19 protein-coding genes and 1 tRNA gene are annotated in these 16,963 nt (G+C 44.9%); 8 read left to right on the top strand and 12 right to left on the bottom strand.

The genetic code is table 11. The features are described 5' to 3' along the window. Positions 1-42 precede the first annotated feature (42 nt). Both IQ270_RS08155 and IQ270_RS08150 read right to left on the bottom strand, forming a co-directional pair. Entirely contained in the window at positions 43-753 is a 711-nt protein-coding gene (locus IQ270_RS08155) for a hypothetical protein (protein WP_193972730.1), read from the bottom strand. A 29-nt stretch (positions 754-782) separates the two neighbouring features. Beyond that, complete coding sequence (locus tag IQ270_RS08150) at positions 783-1,499, bottom strand: actin-binding WH2 domain-containing protein (RefSeq protein ID WP_193972729.1); 717 nt, start codon at positions 1,497-1,499, stop codon at positions 783-785. Positions 1,500-1,563: 64 nt separating this feature from the next. On the opposite strand from IQ270_RS08150, the gene IQ270_RS08145 reads away from it, so the two are divergent. Then, the gene (locus IQ270_RS08145) at positions 1,564-1,713 is read left to right on the top strand and encodes a hypothetical protein (protein ID WP_193972728.1); all 150 of its coding nucleotides are present in this window, start codon (positions 1,564-1,566) and stop codon (positions 1,711-1,713) included. Positions 1,714-1,804: 91 nt separating this feature from the next. Here IQ270_RS08145 and IQ270_RS08140 read toward each other — a convergent pair. Beyond that, positions 1,805-1,889, bottom strand: a tRNA-Leu gene (locus IQ270_RS08140). 198 nt (positions 1,890-2,087) lie between these two features. On the opposite strand from IQ270_RS08140, the gene ndhL reads away from it, so the two are divergent. The 3 genes from ndhL to trpA all read left to right on the top strand — a co-directional run bounded on the left by ndhL (position 2,088) and on the right by trpA (position 3,667). Next, complete coding sequence (gene ndhL / locus IQ270_RS08135; RefSeq protein WP_193972727.1) at positions 2,088-2,303, top strand: NAD(P)H-quinone oxidoreductase subunit L; 216 nt, start codon at positions 2,088-2,090, stop codon at positions 2,301-2,303. Then, positions 2,304-2,609, top strand: coding sequence for a DUF3007 family protein (locus tag IQ270_RS08130; protein WP_193972726.1), 306 nt, complete (start codon positions 2,304-2,306; stop codon positions 2,607-2,609). Between the two features lie 260 nt (positions 2,610-2,869). Continuing rightward, positions 2,870-3,667, top strand: coding sequence for a tryptophan synthase subunit alpha (gene trpA, locus IQ270_RS08125; protein ID WP_193972725.1), 798 nt, complete (start codon positions 2,870-2,872; stop codon positions 3,665-3,667). A gap of 91 nt (positions 3,668-3,758) precedes the next feature. Here trpA and IQ270_RS08120 read toward each other — a convergent pair whose 3' ends face one another. Further along, entirely contained in the window at positions 3,759-3,962 is a 204-nt protein-coding gene (locus IQ270_RS08120) for a hypothetical protein (RefSeq protein WP_193972724.1), read from the bottom strand. Between the two features lie 271 nt (positions 3,963-4,233). Here IQ270_RS08120 and IQ270_RS08115 point away from each other — a divergent pair, with 271 nt between their 5' ends. The 3 genes from IQ270_RS08115 (at position 4,234) to IQ270_RS08105 (ending at position 8,411) form a co-directional block, all read left to right on the top strand. After that, positions 4,234-4,938 (top strand): DUF6658 family protein, encoded by a 705-nt coding sequence (locus IQ270_RS08115; RefSeq protein ID WP_228056163.1) that lies wholly within the window; start codon positions 4,234-4,236, stop codon positions 4,936-4,938. Between the two features lie 445 nt (positions 4,939-5,383). Continuing rightward, entirely contained in the window at positions 5,384-5,632 is a 249-nt protein-coding gene (locus tag IQ270_RS08110) for a hypothetical protein (RefSeq protein WP_193972723.1), read from the top strand. A 379-nt stretch (positions 5,633-6,011) separates the two neighbouring features. Beyond that, positions 6,012-8,411, top strand: a complete 2,400-nt coding sequence (locus IQ270_RS08105) for an ATP-binding protein (protein WP_193972722.1) — start codon at positions 6,012-6,014, stop codon at positions 8,409-8,411. A 319-nt stretch (positions 8,412-8,730) separates the two neighbouring features. Here the strand turns inward: IQ270_RS08105 and crn3 are convergent, their stop codons facing one another. The 7 genes from crn3 to IQ270_RS08070 all read right to left on the bottom strand — a co-directional run bounded on the left by crn3 (position 8,731) and on the right by IQ270_RS08070 (position 15,438). Beyond that, the gene (gene crn3 / locus IQ270_RS08100) at positions 8,731-9,060 is read right to left on the bottom strand and encodes a CRISPR-associated ring nuclease Crn3/Csx3 (protein WP_193972721.1); all 330 of its coding nucleotides are present in this window, start codon (positions 9,058-9,060) and stop codon (positions 8,731-8,733) included. Between the two features lie 43 nt (positions 9,061-9,103). Beyond that, positions 9,104-10,033: a DUF192 domain-containing protein gene (locus IQ270_RS08095; protein ID WP_193972720.1), complete on the bottom strand. Its 930-nt coding sequence runs from the start codon at positions 10,031-10,033 to the stop codon at positions 9,104-9,106. 7 nt (positions 10,034-10,040) lie between these two features. Beyond that, positions 10,041-11,771, bottom strand: a complete 1,731-nt coding sequence (locus IQ270_RS08090; RefSeq protein ID WP_193972719.1) for an NAD+ synthase — start codon at positions 11,769-11,771, stop codon at positions 10,041-10,043. 88 nt (positions 11,772-11,859) lie between these two features. Continuing rightward, positions 11,860-12,153, bottom strand: a complete 294-nt coding sequence (locus IQ270_RS08085) for an isochorismate lyase (RefSeq protein WP_193972718.1) — start codon at positions 12,151-12,153, stop codon at positions 11,860-11,862. Positions 12,154-12,344: 191 nt separating this feature from the next. After that, a complete protein-coding gene (locus IQ270_RS08080) occupies positions 12,345-13,094 on the bottom strand; it encodes an NUDIX domain-containing protein (RefSeq protein ID WP_193972717.1) in 750 nt (249 codons plus the stop codon). Continuing rightward, entirely contained in the window at positions 13,055-13,654 is a 600-nt protein-coding gene (locus tag IQ270_RS08075; protein WP_193972716.1) for a nicotinate-nucleotide adenylyltransferase, read from the bottom strand. The genes IQ270_RS08080 and IQ270_RS08075 overlap by 40 nt, the downstream gene beginning before the upstream one ends. Before the next feature lie 380 nt (positions 13,655-14,034). Then, positions 14,035-15,438: a nicotinate phosphoribosyltransferase gene (locus IQ270_RS08070; protein ID WP_193972715.1), complete on the bottom strand. Its 1,404-nt coding sequence runs from the start codon at positions 15,436-15,438 to the stop codon at positions 14,035-14,037. 427 nt (positions 15,439-15,865) lie between these two features. Here IQ270_RS08070 and IQ270_RS08065 point away from each other — a divergent pair, with 427 nt between their 5' ends. After that, positions 15,866-16,015 carry an isochorismate synthase gene (locus IQ270_RS08065; protein WP_193972714.1) on the top strand — a complete coding sequence of 50 codons (150 nt, stop codon included), beginning with the start codon at positions 15,866-15,868 and terminating at the stop codon, positions 16,013-16,015. Positions 16,016-16,147: 132 nt separating this feature from the next. Here the strand turns inward: IQ270_RS08065 and IQ270_RS08060 are convergent, their stop codons facing one another. Next, positions 16,148-16,834, bottom strand: coding sequence for a diacylglycerol/polyprenol kinase family protein (locus IQ270_RS08060; protein ID WP_193972713.1), 687 nt, complete (start codon positions 16,832-16,834; stop codon positions 16,148-16,150). Positions 16,835-16,963: the final 129 nt, after the last annotated feature.

Below are 16,963 nucleotides of genomic sequence, written 5' to 3'. Positions count from 1 at the left end.
AAATCGAAACGACCAATGTCTGACGCACCCTACAACTCAACTTCACTTGCCATTTTGCAACTTTCTTACCTCTTTCTGCACGCTCATCCCAATTTCCAAAGCGTCATTTAGCAACCGCCCGTATTCAGTCGCCCGATCGCTCACATCGATCGCCATCAAAGCAGCCAAATTACTTTCAATATTAGCAAATAACTCGTAACGGCGACCGATAAATTCCTGATTTTCCCGCAGAATCCTTTCTGTTTTCAAAGCACAAACTAAACTTTCTCTAGTAATTTTCAAAGCCTCAATCGCATCTTGTCGGTTAATTAAATTGGCTTGTAAATTGCCAGCAGCCGTTAGGCGATCGATAATATCTAAAGCTTTAATCACTTCGTTATACTTCTCAACTTCATCCAGCAGACTCGCCAGCATTAGCAGAGGCTTGGTCTTCATCCATTGATAAACATTCCAAACAGCAGTAATCGCCAGCGAAACACCCAAAGTTATTTGTAAAACTCGGACAAATATCTCAGCATCGCTAAATGAACCAACTTCATGTTTGTTGAGCAGCAAAGCAACAGGCAGGGACACAACAAGCGTCACGCAAAATATCAGTAACTCGTGCAACAAAAGAGCAAACAGCTTTTTTCCATCCGGGCGTGCAGCAAATCTGTAAAAATCCGCAGCAAAACTGTCGCTCAAAGCTATTCCACTCAAGTCATCTAACTCTTTTTCAGGAAGTTTTAACTCATCCAAATCCGCTTGTATCACTATTTCAACTCTCCTTAAGCTGGCATCAATTAAAATCCCCCAAGAGACCTAATTGAATCCCACAGACTCAGATAAAAATTGCTTTCTAGGCTTCGGAACAGTTCAAAAGGTTGTCCCGGTGCCCCAAAAAACGGTCTCAGCGTCCATCCCAACTGACTGCCGACAAACGCATAAAGTCCCAACCAACACCGCAAAATATTTAGCCTGATGTCTTTGCCTTCGGCATCTTGTTCGGACAGAAAGTGCATTCCTTGATAAATGAAGTTTACACCCAAAAATCCTGTGACTGCCATGATCGCAACATTTAACAGCAGATAAAAATTGTAATTGGTACTGCTGATCAGAAAAAATAGGCTGACAGGTGCAAATCCAAACAGCAATACGCTAATCATCGCCATTGCTGTCATCAACAATGTCAAATACTGTTCAAAAGTTCGTTTTGAACCAAACATGACATTAAAAAAGTACAGTGTGGGAAAGCAGATAATCAGCGTCAGCAAGTAAAGTGCTGGTAACTTTATTGTTGAAACTAGACATTGCATCCAGGTACTAGATGCACCTAATATCGCTCCGTAAATTCCAAAAAATATGGTACTAGAAATTAACAAGCCGAAAATTTTAGATTTGAGCTTGACACCTTCACGAATTTCTTCGAGAAACTGTTGCCGTTCCCGCAGCAAATACATTACTACTGAAAAATATTTCACGGGTTCTCCTTGTGACTGATGCGACTGCGAATCAGTCATAACTCAAGCCGATCGCCCTTGGCAATCTTGTCAAATCAGGGTACTCTATGTTAACCAATGATTGTTGCAAATACAGTCTTGGGAGGAAAATAACAACTCAGATCCGACAGTCGCCAAATTCCCTGAAGCTGCTGACTTGTTCAATCGGTTGAAAGCGCGGCGCAAAAAGTCTAAGGCAGATTTGGGGGTTCTAGAAATACTCGACCACATCTAAAAAGCCAAACTGAGCCAAAGTTCAGCGGAAAACACAACTCTTGCTGGTGGAATAAGTCTGAAACTATTGACTCACAAAGTATTGAAAAGTATGGGGGTGGAGGGACTTGAACCCACACGACCGTTTCGGGTCAACGGATTTTAAGTCCGTAGCGTCTACCATTCCGCCACACCCCCCTTTAGTCAAATTGCTGTGGATTTGATTCACTGACAGCAACAGCCTTTTATTCTACAACCAAAACCCCAATTTACGCAACCCCTAATCTAAAAATTCCGAAAACTCGCGCTGCATCTCCCCAAGCAGTACAATAGTTAACCAGCTAGCAGAGCCTCTTTGCCCGCTTGCCCGTGTTATTTTTCCCATAAAGCAAATCTATGTATATTACTTTGCTGCTTTACGCCGTCTTGGCAGGAGCCTACCTCTTGGTAGTACCGGCCGCCACCTACGCTTACCTGAACAGCCGCTGGTACGTGGCCACCTCTTTTGAGCGCGGCTTCATGTACTTCTTGATGTTCTTCTTCTTCCCCGGTATGTTTCTCTTAGCTCCCTTTTTGAACTTTCGCCCCAAACGGCGGCAGATAGAAGCCTAAATGCGACGTATTGACGTAATTGGAATCACGATCGGCTTCTTTGTAGCAGGTGGGTTTGTCTACTTGCTACTGCAATTCGCTGGACTCGACAGCATGAATGCAGGGATTTGGAGTCAGTTATTTTTGGTGGCTGGCTTGATTGGCTGGCTGGTGACTTATTTATTTCGAGCGCTGACTCAAAGTATGACCTACAGCGAGCAACTGAAAGAGTACAAAGATGCTGTCTTGCAGAAGCAGCTTGATGCACTCACTCCTGAAGAGTTAGCCAAACTTCAAGCCGAAATTGAGCAGGAAAAAGATAATTAGTCAGTGGTTATTAGTCATTGGTCAGTGGTCATTAGTCATTAGTCATTGGTCATTAGTTATTAGTGTTTTTTAGGCGTGCGAGGATGTCGCTCGCTTCGGGGAACTGACGACTGATGACTAATGATTGAGGATGGAAAGCGAGTTCTTAATCTCGCACTAATGACAAGGTTCGCGAGCGATGACGGCACTGATGACTAATGACTATTGACCAATGACTGATGACCAATGACTGATGACCAATGACTAATGACTAATAACTAATGACTATTTCTAAATGTTTTGAAACGTTGCGAAAGAGCAACCAATGTGCATTAATTCCTTTTATTACTGCTGGCGACCCAGATTTGGAGACAACGGCTAAAGCACTGCAAGTTTTGGATGATAGCGGTGCAGATGCGATCGAGCTTGGCGTTCCATATTCTGACCCGCTAGCTGACGGGCCGGTGATTCAAGCTGCTGCTACTAGGGCCCTGCAGCGGGGAACGCGGTTAGATCCGGTGCTGGAAATGGTAGCGAAAGTTAGTCCGAATTTGCGATCGCCCATTATTCTGTTCGCATACTACAACCCGATTTTGTACCGAGGTATAGAAACCTTCTTGCAGCAAATCAAAACTGCCGGAGTTCAGGGATTGGTTGTACCGGACTTGCCCTTAGAAGAAGCCGAAAGTCTCATCCAACCTGCCAAGAAATTAGGGATTGAACTAACATTATTAGTTGCTCCGACAAGTCCCAAAAGCCGCATAGAAGCCATCGCCCGCCAGTCTCAAGGATTTATTTACTTAGTCAGCGTGACGGGGGTTACGGGAGTGCGCGAAGGTTTAGAAACGCGAGCAAAAGAGTTGCTGCAAGAACTCCGCAGCGTCACAGACAAACCCATCGGTGTCGGGTTTGGGATCTCGAAACCGGAACACGCCCGCCAAGTGAAAGAATGGGGTGCAGACGCTGCGATTGTTGGCAGCGCTTTTGTGAAACGCTTGGCCCAAGGCACTCCAGAAGAGGGTTTAGAGGCGATCGGCGAATTCTGCAAGAGTCTAAAAACAGCGATTCAAAATGATTAGCAACTGTGCAGATACTTTCAGCCATTAGACAGATGTGTGCGATCGCGGCGTGCGAAGAAAATTGCGATTAAAGACCTTGTTGTACTTGAGATCATACAACCGTTCCTTCTGGTTCCTGACCGGAAGGTTTTTTTTGACCCCAAAACCCCAAATTTTTCAACGCAGCCCGCGCACTTCCGGCCAAACGCTCAGCCAAGTAGGGAAACGGCTGAACCCAAGTCCGGCACAGCAATGCCGTGACTTTTAATAATTGGTATGAGATGGAGGATTGTCCATTTTTTCTTTCTTCTTGCATCAGTCAACTGTCAACCCAACAACGGGCTTTTCGGGCAAAGCTGTCAACAGTTTGCTGTTTGCTGTCAACTCTGCCATCTTTCTTCCTTCTTCCTTCGGACTAATGACTAATGACTTATGCTACAACTTGAGAAATCTAACTTGAGATAGATGAAAAGCTCTTGTTTATATTCCTATAGTTAAAAGATTGTTTGAGTGCCTAACTTTGTAATCTTATCTATTTACAAAACCACAAGGCCTTTGAGCAGATCACAATAGAAAGGATTGTTTTTATGAACAGACTAACTGCATTTCTGAAAAAAATTCGAGCTGTACAAATTTTAACAGTGTTTCTGGCTGGCATTTTAGTATTAGTGAGCACTGCTTGCAGTCGCGCTGATGCGATGACAGGAAAAACCTCAGACCAAATTAGAGAAGAAGTGCCTTCTGAGGCTGTAACTTCTGTATACAAAGGTGGTCAGAATCAATACAGCGATGAAGATCCCAGAAACAAAACTGTTACAGCAGCAGAAGCAAAAGCTCAAAGTCTCAAAGATCAAGCCCAGCGCCGCATCGACACTAAATCTAGCAGCAATGTGGGCGAAAACGTGCGGCGGGTAGTGGATGACGTGCCTGACAAAATTGACCAAATTGGCGACAATGTGAATGATAATGCTCGCACTGCTCAGCGCAAAGCTGATGACTTTGGCGACAAAACCAAAAAAGGCTTTTCTAATCTTAAAGAAAACACTCGCGAAGGTTTGAAGGGAGCAAAAGACATTGTTAAAGAAGCTGCCGAGGGAGCAAAAGAAAGAGCAGCCGAGGGTACTGAGTCGCTGAAATATAATGTCAGCCAAGGTAAGGAAAATGTCAAAGATGCAGCGCGAAATGTAAAATACAGCGCTGAAGATGCTTCGGACAAGGTTCGCGCGAAAGTCGATCGAGATATTGACAGAACTAAACGAGCAGCAGAAAGAGCAGCAGATGCGATCGACTAATTTCAAATAACGTTGAGAAACGAAGCAATATTATTTGTTCGCGATTGCTTCGTTGCTCGCAAACAACCAGCAAGATACAGCGTATTCCAGGCTTATGAGGTGTACTTCATATAAAACGTGGAATACGCTGTATCTTTTTCCAGGAGCTATTTTACTGGTTTCACGATCGAGTTATATTAAATTACTTAATTATATATATACTGTATTTTTAAAGACACCATCTTTCGGTGTTCCTACTGTCTTTGGCATTAATTTAAGCGCATTTGAGATTAACCGCAGCAATTTATACGTAAGTAAAAGGCTCTAATTTCGATCGCCTAAGTATAAAATGTGGTTTTGCAGATAACTATAATTTGCGATCGGCAACTAGAAATTATGATGTTTATGTCCTAAGATAGATACATTAACTGTTCTCAAGTTAGTGTCGGGGTTGGGCTCAGTGGAAATGAATGCAACAGTAAATGTAGCAAATTTGACAGTAATGCCTGGATATCGACCGATCGCGCAATTGTACGCCGATTCTCGATCGGCTGCTGTTCGGGCTGCCCCAGAAAAACACCTGCAACCGGGTAGCAGCAAACTCTTGCTAGTTTCGAAACCGGCGCGCTACGGTCAAATATCTCAATATTACCGGCAAAATTCCGGCCTGAACTATAAAACCTTGCGCCTGCCGCTAGGTCTGAGTGGTGGCTGACAGAATAACCTGTTGCGGCATTTAAATTGAATGTCACAAAAAATCTCAATCTTGTGGGGTGTCCCGCCCGCCCTGAATGTACAATGTTTATTTGTCCGACAGAATACGACTGATTTGTATAAGTGCAGTTAATTGCATCTAATTGCATTGCTCGAAATAGTCTTTAAGCCAACAGACATTCTCGACGAAATCGAACAAATCCGAGTTGTTTACTAATGTATGAAACATCCCCATATTGGACTTTATATTGACTTTTACAACCCAGAGATGTCGGTATAAAATTGAGCCAAAAAAGGCGACGGATTCGCGATATGCCGCCGCAATCCGAAGCAGAGCGACAGGGGGATGCAGGCAAAATTTATTAGGAAATTGTGTTTCGATGCTAGTAAAAATGATGCACGACTTTTACGATGCGCTGGCACATTTGGCAATCTATGCCGGTGCCGCACCGACGGAGCGCCAACAAATCCTGAAGCGCGTTGAGACGAGTCAGAAAAAACTCAAAGAATTGGCGCAGATCGCCCCGATGGATTATCAGCACAAGTTAGAGCTGGTTGAGGCAGAATGGCAGCGCGTTTTGGGGCAGAAAGCAGAAGCAATGGAATTGTACGATCGAGCTATTGCCGGAGCTAAAGCTACTGAATATTTAAATGAAGAAGCTCTCGCCTGCGAACTCGCTGCTAAGTTTTACCTGTCATGGGGCAGAGAAAAAATTGCCCGAGTCTACATGATAGATGCCTGCGATTGCTACGCTCGCTGCGGAGATAGAGTCAAAATTGATGACTTACAAAAATGCTATCCTCAATTGTCATTGTCAATTTTAACTCCAGAAAAAATAGCTAGCAATCAATTAGCAAATATCGGAAGAATTGACAACCAAAATCACTTTGTGCAGCCATCTGTTTATTCATCTGTGTCGCGTCACATCTCCGATTTTGGAGTTTTTTCAACTCTGCTAAAAGCTTGTCAATCGCTTTCTCGTGAATTACAACTCGATCGGCTGATTGCCAAACTGATGCAACTGGCGGCGAGCAAGACAGGAGCTGACAAAGCAGTGCTGGTGTTACCAAACGGCAATAAATGGGAAGTGGCTGGTGCCAGCGCGATCGACAATTCGGGTGTCGCTCGGGCGATCGGCTTAACATCCGCAGCACTCGATGAAAACAGCGAAATCCTGCCCCTGAAAATTGTTGACTGCGTTAAAAACTTGTTGAAACCCGTGATTGTGCGGAACATCGCTGAAAATTGCGATAGCGATTCCGACTCCTACATCCTTAAATACCAACCGCAGAGCCTGTTGTGTTGGCCGATTCTCGATCGAGCTAACTTAGTCGGCATTTTGTATCTAGAAAATCGGTTAAATGCAGGAATTTTTACCCGCGATCGCCTACAACTTCTCAATCTCCTGTGTTCCCAAGCAGCCATCAGTTTTTCAAATGCTCTGCTCTACAAAAAATCTCATGATTACAGCCAACAATTAGAACGATTGCTAACAAAATATAGCCGCACCGAAGCTCAGCTTGCCGAGCAAAAACAGATGCTCCAAGCGATTCTTGATGTCGCTCCAATTTGGATTTGGATGGTGAATCCCAAGGGTAAAGTACACTTTTTTAATAATACTTTTTGTCAAGATGTGGGCGTGCCTCTGAGTGCTTTTCTAGCTGTCGAGCATTACAAAGATATACTGGGGGAAAATGCAGCGAACTGTCTAGTTTCAGATGCCGCTTGCCTTGCCCAAGATTCGCCGCATTACTCCAGCGAAACTCTTACATTGGTTGACGGCAAAGAACATTATTTAGAAGTCACAAAAGTAAAGTTAAAAAATTTCCAGGGCGAGACGATCGGGATTATTGGTTTGGGTGTTGATGCCACCGATCGCAAGCAAGCACATGAACTTTTGCAGCAGAAAAATCAACAGCTAGAAAAAACTTTGAAAGATTTACAGCAAGCGCAACTGCAAATAGTGCAAAGCGAGAAAATGTCGGCTTTAGGCAATTTAGTCGCCGGAGTCGCCCACGAAATTAACAATCCGATTGGGTTTATTTCGGGCAACTTAACCGAAGCTAAAATGAGTTTGGTAGATATTGTAGAACACTTAGAATTGTATCGCTCTGATGCACCGAAATCGGAGATTGCCAATCATGCCGAAGAGATAGAGCTCGATTATCTTTTGGAAGATTTACCGAAGATGATTGATTCAATGCAAGTCGGGTGCGATCGCATTTCTAGCATCAGTACCAGCCTCCGCACCTTTTCCCGAGGGGATAAAGACTACAAAGTTTCTTTTGATATTCACGAGGGCATTAATAGCGCTATTTTAATTTTGAAACACCGCCTCAAAGCCAACGAATACCGCCCGCAGATCGAAGTGATAACTAAATACGGCAGTCTCCCTAAAATCCAATGTTTCCCCGGCCAATTAAATCAAGTTTTCATGAACCTGCTTGCGAATGCGATCGATGCCTTAGAAGAGTCAAATCTAGGACGCAGTTTTAGCGAAATTGCCACCAATCCCAACCGCATCACTATTTGCACTGATCTACTGGGGGAAAGTCAGATAAAAATTAAACTTGCTGATAACGGTACCGGGATGAAAGAGGAAGTAAAAAATCAGATATTCGACCATTTGTTTACGACAAAATGTGTCGGTAAAGGCACAGGATTGGGGTTGACAATTGCTCATCAGATTGCGGTAGAAAAACATGGCGGAAGCATTGAGGTGAATGCGGAGCCCGGAGTTGGGACTGAGTTTGCGATCGTTTTGCCCGTGAAAGGATAAATTTTAATTACACCAGCTTAGTATACTAATTGTCAAAATTCAGGCAACAGTAGCCCTAGGGTGCGTCGCCATCAATCTATCTCAAAGAGGAGCGACAATCGATGAGCGACGCACCTTACTCTCACCCGCCTTGCGTCAACTTTCCCCAACAGTTACGAGCGTTGCATCATTTTGGATAATTGGTATAAGTAGGTGATTACAAATAATTAACATGAGGTGGGGAGAGGGGGCTGGTTGACAAATATTGTGAATGAAAGATTGTTGGTAAAACCCGCCACTATAAATACTATGGGTAATTTACCCAACAGTATCTAATTGATTAATTTGGTAAACTCAATTTCAATACCTGTCCAACCGATACTTCGTGCTTGTGCGTTGCTACCACCACCGCACCTTCCAATCGCGGATCGTAACATCCAACCCACGCTGCAGGATGGCATTCGTGCACTAAATACCCGTACAGCCAAATCGCTCCTCTACCTTCAATGACAATTCCTTGGCTAAATTGAACGCCTTCGGGAATTTTCAAACCTTGTAAATCATCGGGTACGATCACACCATCTTGAGTGGTAATTCGCAAGCGCAAATGTTGGTAAGCTAAACCGTCTTGAGTTTGATTGGGGATTATTTTTAATTCAATCGGATTCATGGGATGCACAAATGTTGAATGCTGTTGTAAAATTATATACTTTTTAGGGTAAATTGGGAATCCGATCGCCCACTTTCAATCCCAATTCAGCAGCCCTTCCGCCTTTGAGTTCAATAACTCCGTCCACGGGGACATCCGGGCCGTAGTTGGGACAGGTGTCGCTCAAACACGGCGGTACGTTGGGAATTATCGCCTGCACAGTGCCTTCGTTGAGAAAAACCATATCGAGCTCGATTAACACGTTTCTCATCCAGAAACGCACATTTCGCGCGGGGGCGATCGGGAAAAACATTCCCCTGTCCTCGGGCAATTCTGTGCGAAACATTAAGCCAATTGCTTGTTCTTGGGGAGTTTTTGCCACTTCTAATCCTAGCGGGCGATCGCCCACAATAATGTTCGCAGAAACTGGCAAAACTTGGCCCGTATCTATCCCGCCAAACAGCGAGATAAAGTTGGATTCAGTCAGGTTGAGTTTTCCCAAAAAAACTCCTAAATAGTTGCCCGAGTTTCGATCTTGCATAATAGTTTGGTTGTCAGAAACAAAAATGTTTAAATCGCTAAACTTTCTGCGATCTGTCAAAACAATTTTATCGTTGCCGCTGCCAAAATCTGTAATTACATCGGCTTCAGTAATAGTAGATGCGGCCGAGGTTGTGTCAATAACAAATAAATCATCGCCCGCGCCTCCTGTCAAGATATCCTTGCCTTCGCCACCAATTAGCAAATCGTTACCCCGATCGCCATTAATCCAATCCGACTCTTGTCCTCCATAGATTGTATCGCTTCCCCGGCCTCCTGAAATCGTATCAGCGCCTTGATTTCCGGCGAGCAAATCATTGTCGCTACCGCCAAAAATCAGGTCATTTCCCGCCAAACCTTGAATAGTGTCATTACCAGCAAATCCTCTAATCGTATCGCTGCTGGGGCTTCCGATCAGAAAATCGAAGCCGAAACTACCGTCAATGTTAACCATAATGCCTTTAATAGAAGGAAGCTTTGGCGATCGGCATTCGCCAACCGGTACCAAAAGCTCGATCGCTAATTTTCAAACCCGGGGCTGCTTGTCGGCGTTTAAACTCCGATTGCCTGACTAATTTTACTACAAGTTTAACCACAGCTTCATCGTGTCCCGCTGCGACAATTTCTGGGACTGATTCGCGATGTTCGATCGATCGCTGCAAGATTTCATCCAAAACATCGTAATCCGGCAAAGAATCTCGGTCAACTTGTCCCGGTTTCAGTTCCGCACTCGGCGGTTTGCTAATAATATTAACCGGAATTATCTCGCTACCAGGGCGCGGGGCCGCCGCGTCGGCATATCCGCCAGCATTCAGCCACCGACAAAGTGAATAAACCCGAGTTTTCGGCACATCAGAAATCACCGCCAATCCACCATTCATATCGCCGTAGAGAGTGCAGTAACCCACGGACATTTCTGACTTATTGCCCGTCGAAAGTAGCAAATGTCCGAACTTATTAGAAATTGCCATCAACAGATTACCTCGAATCCGGGATTGAATATTTTCCTCAGCAATGCCGAAAGTGGTATTGACAAACAAATCGGCGAAAGTGCGATCGTAACATTTCATCAAATCGGCGATCGGCAACATTTCGATCGCCATACCCAGATTTCGGGCTAATTCCAAAGCATCATTAACCGAATGATCCGAACTGTAAGGAGAAGGCATCAACACCCCCAGCACATTTTCTGGTTTGATCGCGCAACTGGCGATCGCCGCCACCAAAGCCGAATCTATCCCACCGCTCAAGCCAAGCACAACCTTAGAAAAACCGCACTTGCGAACATAATCTCGCACCCCCAAAACCAAAGCAGCCCAAATTTCTGCATCTCCTTCAGGCGGAGCAAAACTCAACTTGGTCGCCTCAATTGCTACTGCAATTTGCTGATTGCTGCCCACTAAATCTTGTTTATTTTCATCATATTCCAGCACCGCAAAATCAGTTTCAAAAGAATTCAATACCTGAATCAAATCACCCTTTCGATTCACAGCAAAACTGCTGCCATCAAAAATAATATCATCATTTCCCCCTACCTGATTAGCATAAACAATCGGTATCCCGCAGCGGATGACGCTGTGCTGCAACATAGCCGATCGCACTCCCCGCTTCCCCCCAGAATAAGGCGATGCCGACAAATTTACCACTAAATCTACGCCCAATTTTGCCAAATCGGCAACCGGATCGCCCGCGTAACTGCGTTGACCCCAAAAATCCTCATTGTTCCACAAATCTTCACAAATTGTCACGCCAATTTTGAGTTCGCCAACAGTAAAGTAATTGCTGTTTTCTCCCGGTTCAAAATATCTATCTTCGTCAAATACATCATAAGTAGGCAACAAGCGTTTGTGAAAAACTTGTTTAACCGCGCCGTTTTGCAATAAAACAGCGCTGTTGAACAATGATTTTCCGCCTAATTTAACAGCATGAACATTAGGTACGACAGTACCGACGATGACGGCCAACTCCGGTGGCAAATCTGGCGCGAGTTTCTGCAACTGTGCGGCGGCGGCTGCAATGAAATTCGCATCCATCAACAAATCGCGGGGCGGATAACCGATTAGAGAAAGTTCCGGTGTTAGCAATAAGTTTGCGCCTGCAACCCCGGCTTTTTTCGCAGCCTCCAGAATTAGGTTGGAGTTGCCCAAGATATCGCCAATCGTAGGGTTGAGTTGTGCGATCGCAATTTTCATATTACCAATTTACCTTATAAATTTTGCTAGCCGTCCGCTCGCGCGGACTAAACTTCCTAATAGTTCTAGATTTGAATGTAGGGAAGCATTACTCAGACTTGTAATGTTTCAATTCTTCTTCAATATAATAACTTACCAAATCCCGGTAAATATTTTCAACCACATCAGGGTTCAAACCCGATTCTAAAGCCCACTCGCGCCGCTGCTGCAACATAGTATGAAAGCGATCGGGCGCTATAACGCTAGCTTCACTCGTTTTGAACCTTGCTGCTGCGATGACGTATTGAAATCTCTTGCTCAAAGCATCGATCACTTCTCGATCGATGATATCAATTTCCTCCCGCACTTCGTGAATATTAGCGCATTGATCGGGGTCTTTCATCCTCAGCACTCCTGAATAGCTTCTCTTCTCATCTTACTAAATTGATTCTCCAATGTCAGTCAATTTTAGATTTTAGATTTTAGATTTACTCTTCTAGATGAGTCTGGGAGATTGAACAAGAGTCTACAATTTTGGAATTTCCACGACAATAGTCGGGGGATTCCGTTTGGGGCGCACAGTCCAAGGAACATTTAGATAAACACCAGTGGCTTATTTTTGAAAGGAGCAAAAGCTGCCGCATCAAAGCGGTACAAACTAGCAGGACGGCCAGCCCCTCGCGAAACCTTAACCCCGGTATCGCACAAAAAACCTAATTTCAATAATCGAGCTCTAAAATTAGAATAATCAGAAAAATGTACCCCCAAAATAGTGGTATAAAGTTGATACAAATCGCTCAAAGTAAAAAGCTCCGGCAAAACTTCAAAAGCTACCGGACTGTATTCGAGTTTGTTGCGGAGTCGTCGGTATCCGTATTCGAGAATTTGATTGTGATCGAAGGCTAGCTTCGGAACTTGTTGCACGGGATACCAAGCAATGCCGCCGACGCGGTGGCTGACACCTGCAACTACACTCCCTGTAATTAACTCAGCTTCCTCAAACCGAACCAAAGCAAAATAACTCACCGAAAGATAGCGATTTCCTCTGGTAAATTCCCGAGGATCGCGCCCCGGTTCTCCAAAAGTATAGAGTTGTTCCAAATACAAATTTTTGACCCGGATTTTTTCAGCCAAAATTCGGTAAGCTGCATTTTCCAGAGACTCTCCGTGGCGCACCAAGGTACCGGGAAGACTCCAACAGTCGATAAACGGTTCGTCAGGCCGCATTACCAACAGCACCAACAAGCGGTTCTGCTCGGTATCGACGGAGAAAATGGCATTATCTACTCCTACTTTAAAGTCAGCTAATGAGCAATTTTCGCTCTTTTTTGTTCCTCGTGCCATGGGTACAAATGCTCCCGATTAATGTAATCTTCGATGGTTGGAGTTAGGGCTTCGGTGTCTCCTGTTTCGCGATAGGAGGTAGAAGAAACATTGGGAGCATTCAAAGATGCGATCGCCACTTCTGCACCGCTGCGCCTCAACTGCCACAAATCTAACTGTTCTGACGGATAACCAGGCCGCGGTACTATCAGCAACTCCACTTGTTTTAACAATTGTTCAAATTTGTACCAGCGAGGCAGTTGCCCGACCAAATCCGAACCTATTACCAGTGTCAACTCTGCATCCGGCCACTGCAATCTTGCTTGTTCGACAGTTTCTAGCGTTCTAGAACTGCTGAGTTCGGGATTCAAGCACAGATTGTGTTTTGGTGAATTAATTTCTTGAATGATTAACAACAGCATTGCCGATCTGTGTTCTATGGATGTGGAGTGGGACTTAAAAGGATTGTCCGACGCCCAAACTGCTACTAAATCAAAATGCTGGGAAAGCCAACTCAGGATTGTTTTGTGTCCTGCTGTGGGCGGATCTGCACTGGTTCCAAACAAGGCAATTCTCTGCATAGGTTAGGTAATGGGGAATTAGTCAGTAGTCAGTTTTCAGTAGTCATTGGGGATTGGGGATTGGGAATTGGGAATTGGGAATTGGGAATTGGGAATTAAATTACATACTCATGACCGTTAGGATCAACTTAATATCAAACGTACTTCCGACCTGTTGCTTGATTATTCACCTCTTTATCCCCCCTAACCCCCCTTAAAAAAGCGTGGACAAGAGCGAGCCCAGTCCTAAAAAGAAGGGACTGGAGCGAGCGAAATCTCCCTTGAATAAGGGGGAACTGTAAGCTCTCAAAGTCCCCCTTATTAAGGGGGATTTAGGGGGATAGAGGCTAAGCTATAAGCGAGATTTATCATGGATTTTAGTCTGTGGTTGACACTAATGACTAATGACTCTTTTTTGTTTTTTTGGTAAGATTTAGCAAATCTGTAGAAATTGCCACCGGCGGCGAAATCGGGCGGTCTAGTTGGCGGGTTGCTGCCGGAAGACTGGCGACAGAAGCAGCGGTTCGTTTGGCAATATCCTCCAAAGTTTCCTGTTCCTGCACTCGTTTGCCATTTTGGATCGCCAATTTCATTAATGGTATATGAAAATCAGAATTTGGATGATATTCACCGGACAATCCCAAACAATCTCCGAGAATTTGTCCATTTTGAAGATGTCTAAAAATTTGTTTTTTACCCGGATATGTTACCTTGCCGCTTGCCTCCTTCATCACTGGAATCCCGTCAATTTCCACCAACTTATAAACACCGTTCACGGGTGAACCGCTGACTAATTTTGTTCCCAAACCGTAACCGTCAATGCAAGCGCCGCTACTTTTTAATTTAGCAATTTCTCGCTCGTCCAAATCGCCGCTAGCAATAATTGGCACGCCCGGAAGGATCGATCGCACTTCCCTCGACAGCGCGGCCAAGTCTCCCGAATCCAGCCGCACGCCTTCCAACTGCATTTCACCGCTGTTTACTCGATCGGCCAACATCCGCGCCGCCGCCACAGTATCGTAAGTATCAATCAGCAGCGGTGCACCGGGAAAACAGCGGTGAAAAGCTGCAAAGGCTTGATTTTCGCTGCCTTCGAGAGCGGCCACAGCCATCACCAAAGCGTGAGCCATAGTGCCGACTGGCTTGCGGCCCAACTTTAAAGCAGCCAAAACATTTGAAGTGCCATCGAACCCAGCAGCCAGAGCCGCCCTGGCAGCCCAAACAGCAGCTTGCGGCCCAAAAGCCCTGCGCGTCCCGAATTCCAGCAACTTAGCGTCTGGACCCGCCACATCCCGCAACCGCGCTGCCCGCGTCGCAATCAAAGTTTGATAATTTATCGCATTCAACAAATAAGTTTCGACTAACTGACCCTGCCACAGAGGAGCATCGATACGCAGCAGAGGCTCGTTAGCAAACACTGCCGTCCCCTCCGCCACCGCCCAAACATCGCCAGTAAAGCGGGCTGTGGCGAGTAGAGTCCAAAATCGCTCAGGCGCGCCTGCAAAAATCCCAGTGGATTGCAAAGCTTGAATTTGTGCAGGAGAAAACCGAAATTTCTCCAGATAGTCGAGAACTTGAGCCAAGCCCATCGCGATCGCGTAGCCAAAACCCTCTGGCAGCCGCCGCGCGAATAATTCAAAACTCGCAGGGCGATCGTCCAACCCTTCCCCGACGTAACAAGCAGCCATCGTTAGCTGGTAAAGATCCGTCAAGAGGCTGTAATCTGCTGGGGAAACCGTCAGTTCCCGGTCTTCTAAGATTTCCTCAAAACCTGTGAGGTGCAGACTTTCTGTCGCAGTTTTCATAGCGAAAAACCCCGGACAAACTTATTTACTTTAATTATAGTGATAAATACTATATATTTTTGTAAAGCTTTGAGAAAAATTGCTCGTACTATCTTAAAATTTGCTTAACTACGCCCTTTGGTAGAGGGTTGCAGGTCAATTTACAGATTAATGCTATGGTATTTTTAATAAAAACAGCCAATTTTAGTTGGTAGGGCTGCAGTGTGCTGAGTTTTGACTTGGATGTTTGTGGGTGGATCTGAAGTTTTGGTAAAAGCATTTTTGGTATGAGTGCGATCGCCCAAACTCCGCAATTCCTAAAAACTTCAGCTTTCTGGGATATTGCGGACTAATAAGTTATTCAAATAAATATTGCTAAAGCCATCCAAAGACCGAAGCTCGCAGTAATCTAAGAAGTATCAGAACCCAGACAAGAGAGGCAGATTTCATGAATCTTTCTAAATCTTTTGCAAACGCGATGCGTTACGTTTCCGAAGCTGCCGGACGGATTTTTAGCCCCACCGATGACAACTATCCAAATAGTGGAGTTCAACCTTTTGAAGGTAAGCGATCAAAAAAGTCTAAATCGAAAGATTGAGCAGCAACTTAGTAACTTTATAGCTATGTGTCAGGTGCGTTCCAGCGCACCTGACAATGATTGTACGAATTTGGTAGTGAGAACTTGAGTCTTCTAATTTTTCTGAATCCTTACGTCCTCACTACAAACAAATTACCAAAGTTGATTGAGAAAAAAGGCGATCGCCGCACTGCCGATCGGCACAGTCAAATTGTCAATTCCCCACAGAGAAACAGACTCCAAAGTAGCAGCAACCAAAGCTACAACAGCCGACACAGCCAAAGTTTGCCAAACAGTGCCGCCAGCAACCAGCAAAATCAAAATGCTAACAGCAAAACTCACCAAATACATAGTTGCAGAACCTTCCCAACTCTTCTGAATTCCCCAAACTCGATAAATATGTTGGCCGTATTTTTGGCCGATGACAGCAGCCAATCCGTCCCCCCAAGCCATCACCAAAATACCCAAAGCAGCGTATTCCTGATGTTGCAGCGGCCAAAACCAAGCTACCAGAACGCTGATAGTCACAGCATAGAAAAAAGTCCCGAAACTCTTGCGGTTGATACTGTTAAGACTAGGCAAAATAGGAACTTGGTAGGAAATGAGGGCGATCGCACCAGCCAAAAAACCCGCCGAAATCCCCACCCAACCCGGTATTTCCAGCCACCACGCCAGCAAAATCACGTTCCCAGTACCGATGTGAACCACCTTGCGCGATACCTCACCACCGACAGAAGTAAAGCGATTTAGCCCTTCAGCCACCAATAAAATCAAGCCCAACCAGATACCCACGAGGGAAATTTGCAACCACACAGTCGGAATTTCAGAAAATATAGACACGATATTTAGGAAAAACTTAGATCGGGCACTGTTTACTACTTTAGTGGAAAGCGCGATCGCGAGCGTTGAGGGTGCGATGTCAAAAAGCGCTACGATTGACTGTGTTTCGGAAGCTGCTTAAATTTGGAG

The sequence above is a fragment of the Microcoleus sp. LEGE 07076 genome, from assembly GCF_015207455.1.
GTDB lineage: Bacteria > Cyanobacteriota > Cyanobacteriia > Cyanobacteriales > Microcoleaceae > Microcoleus.
The sequence above is the reverse complement of the archived record's forward strand: the minus strand, read 5'-3'. Positions and strand labels throughout refer to the sequence as shown.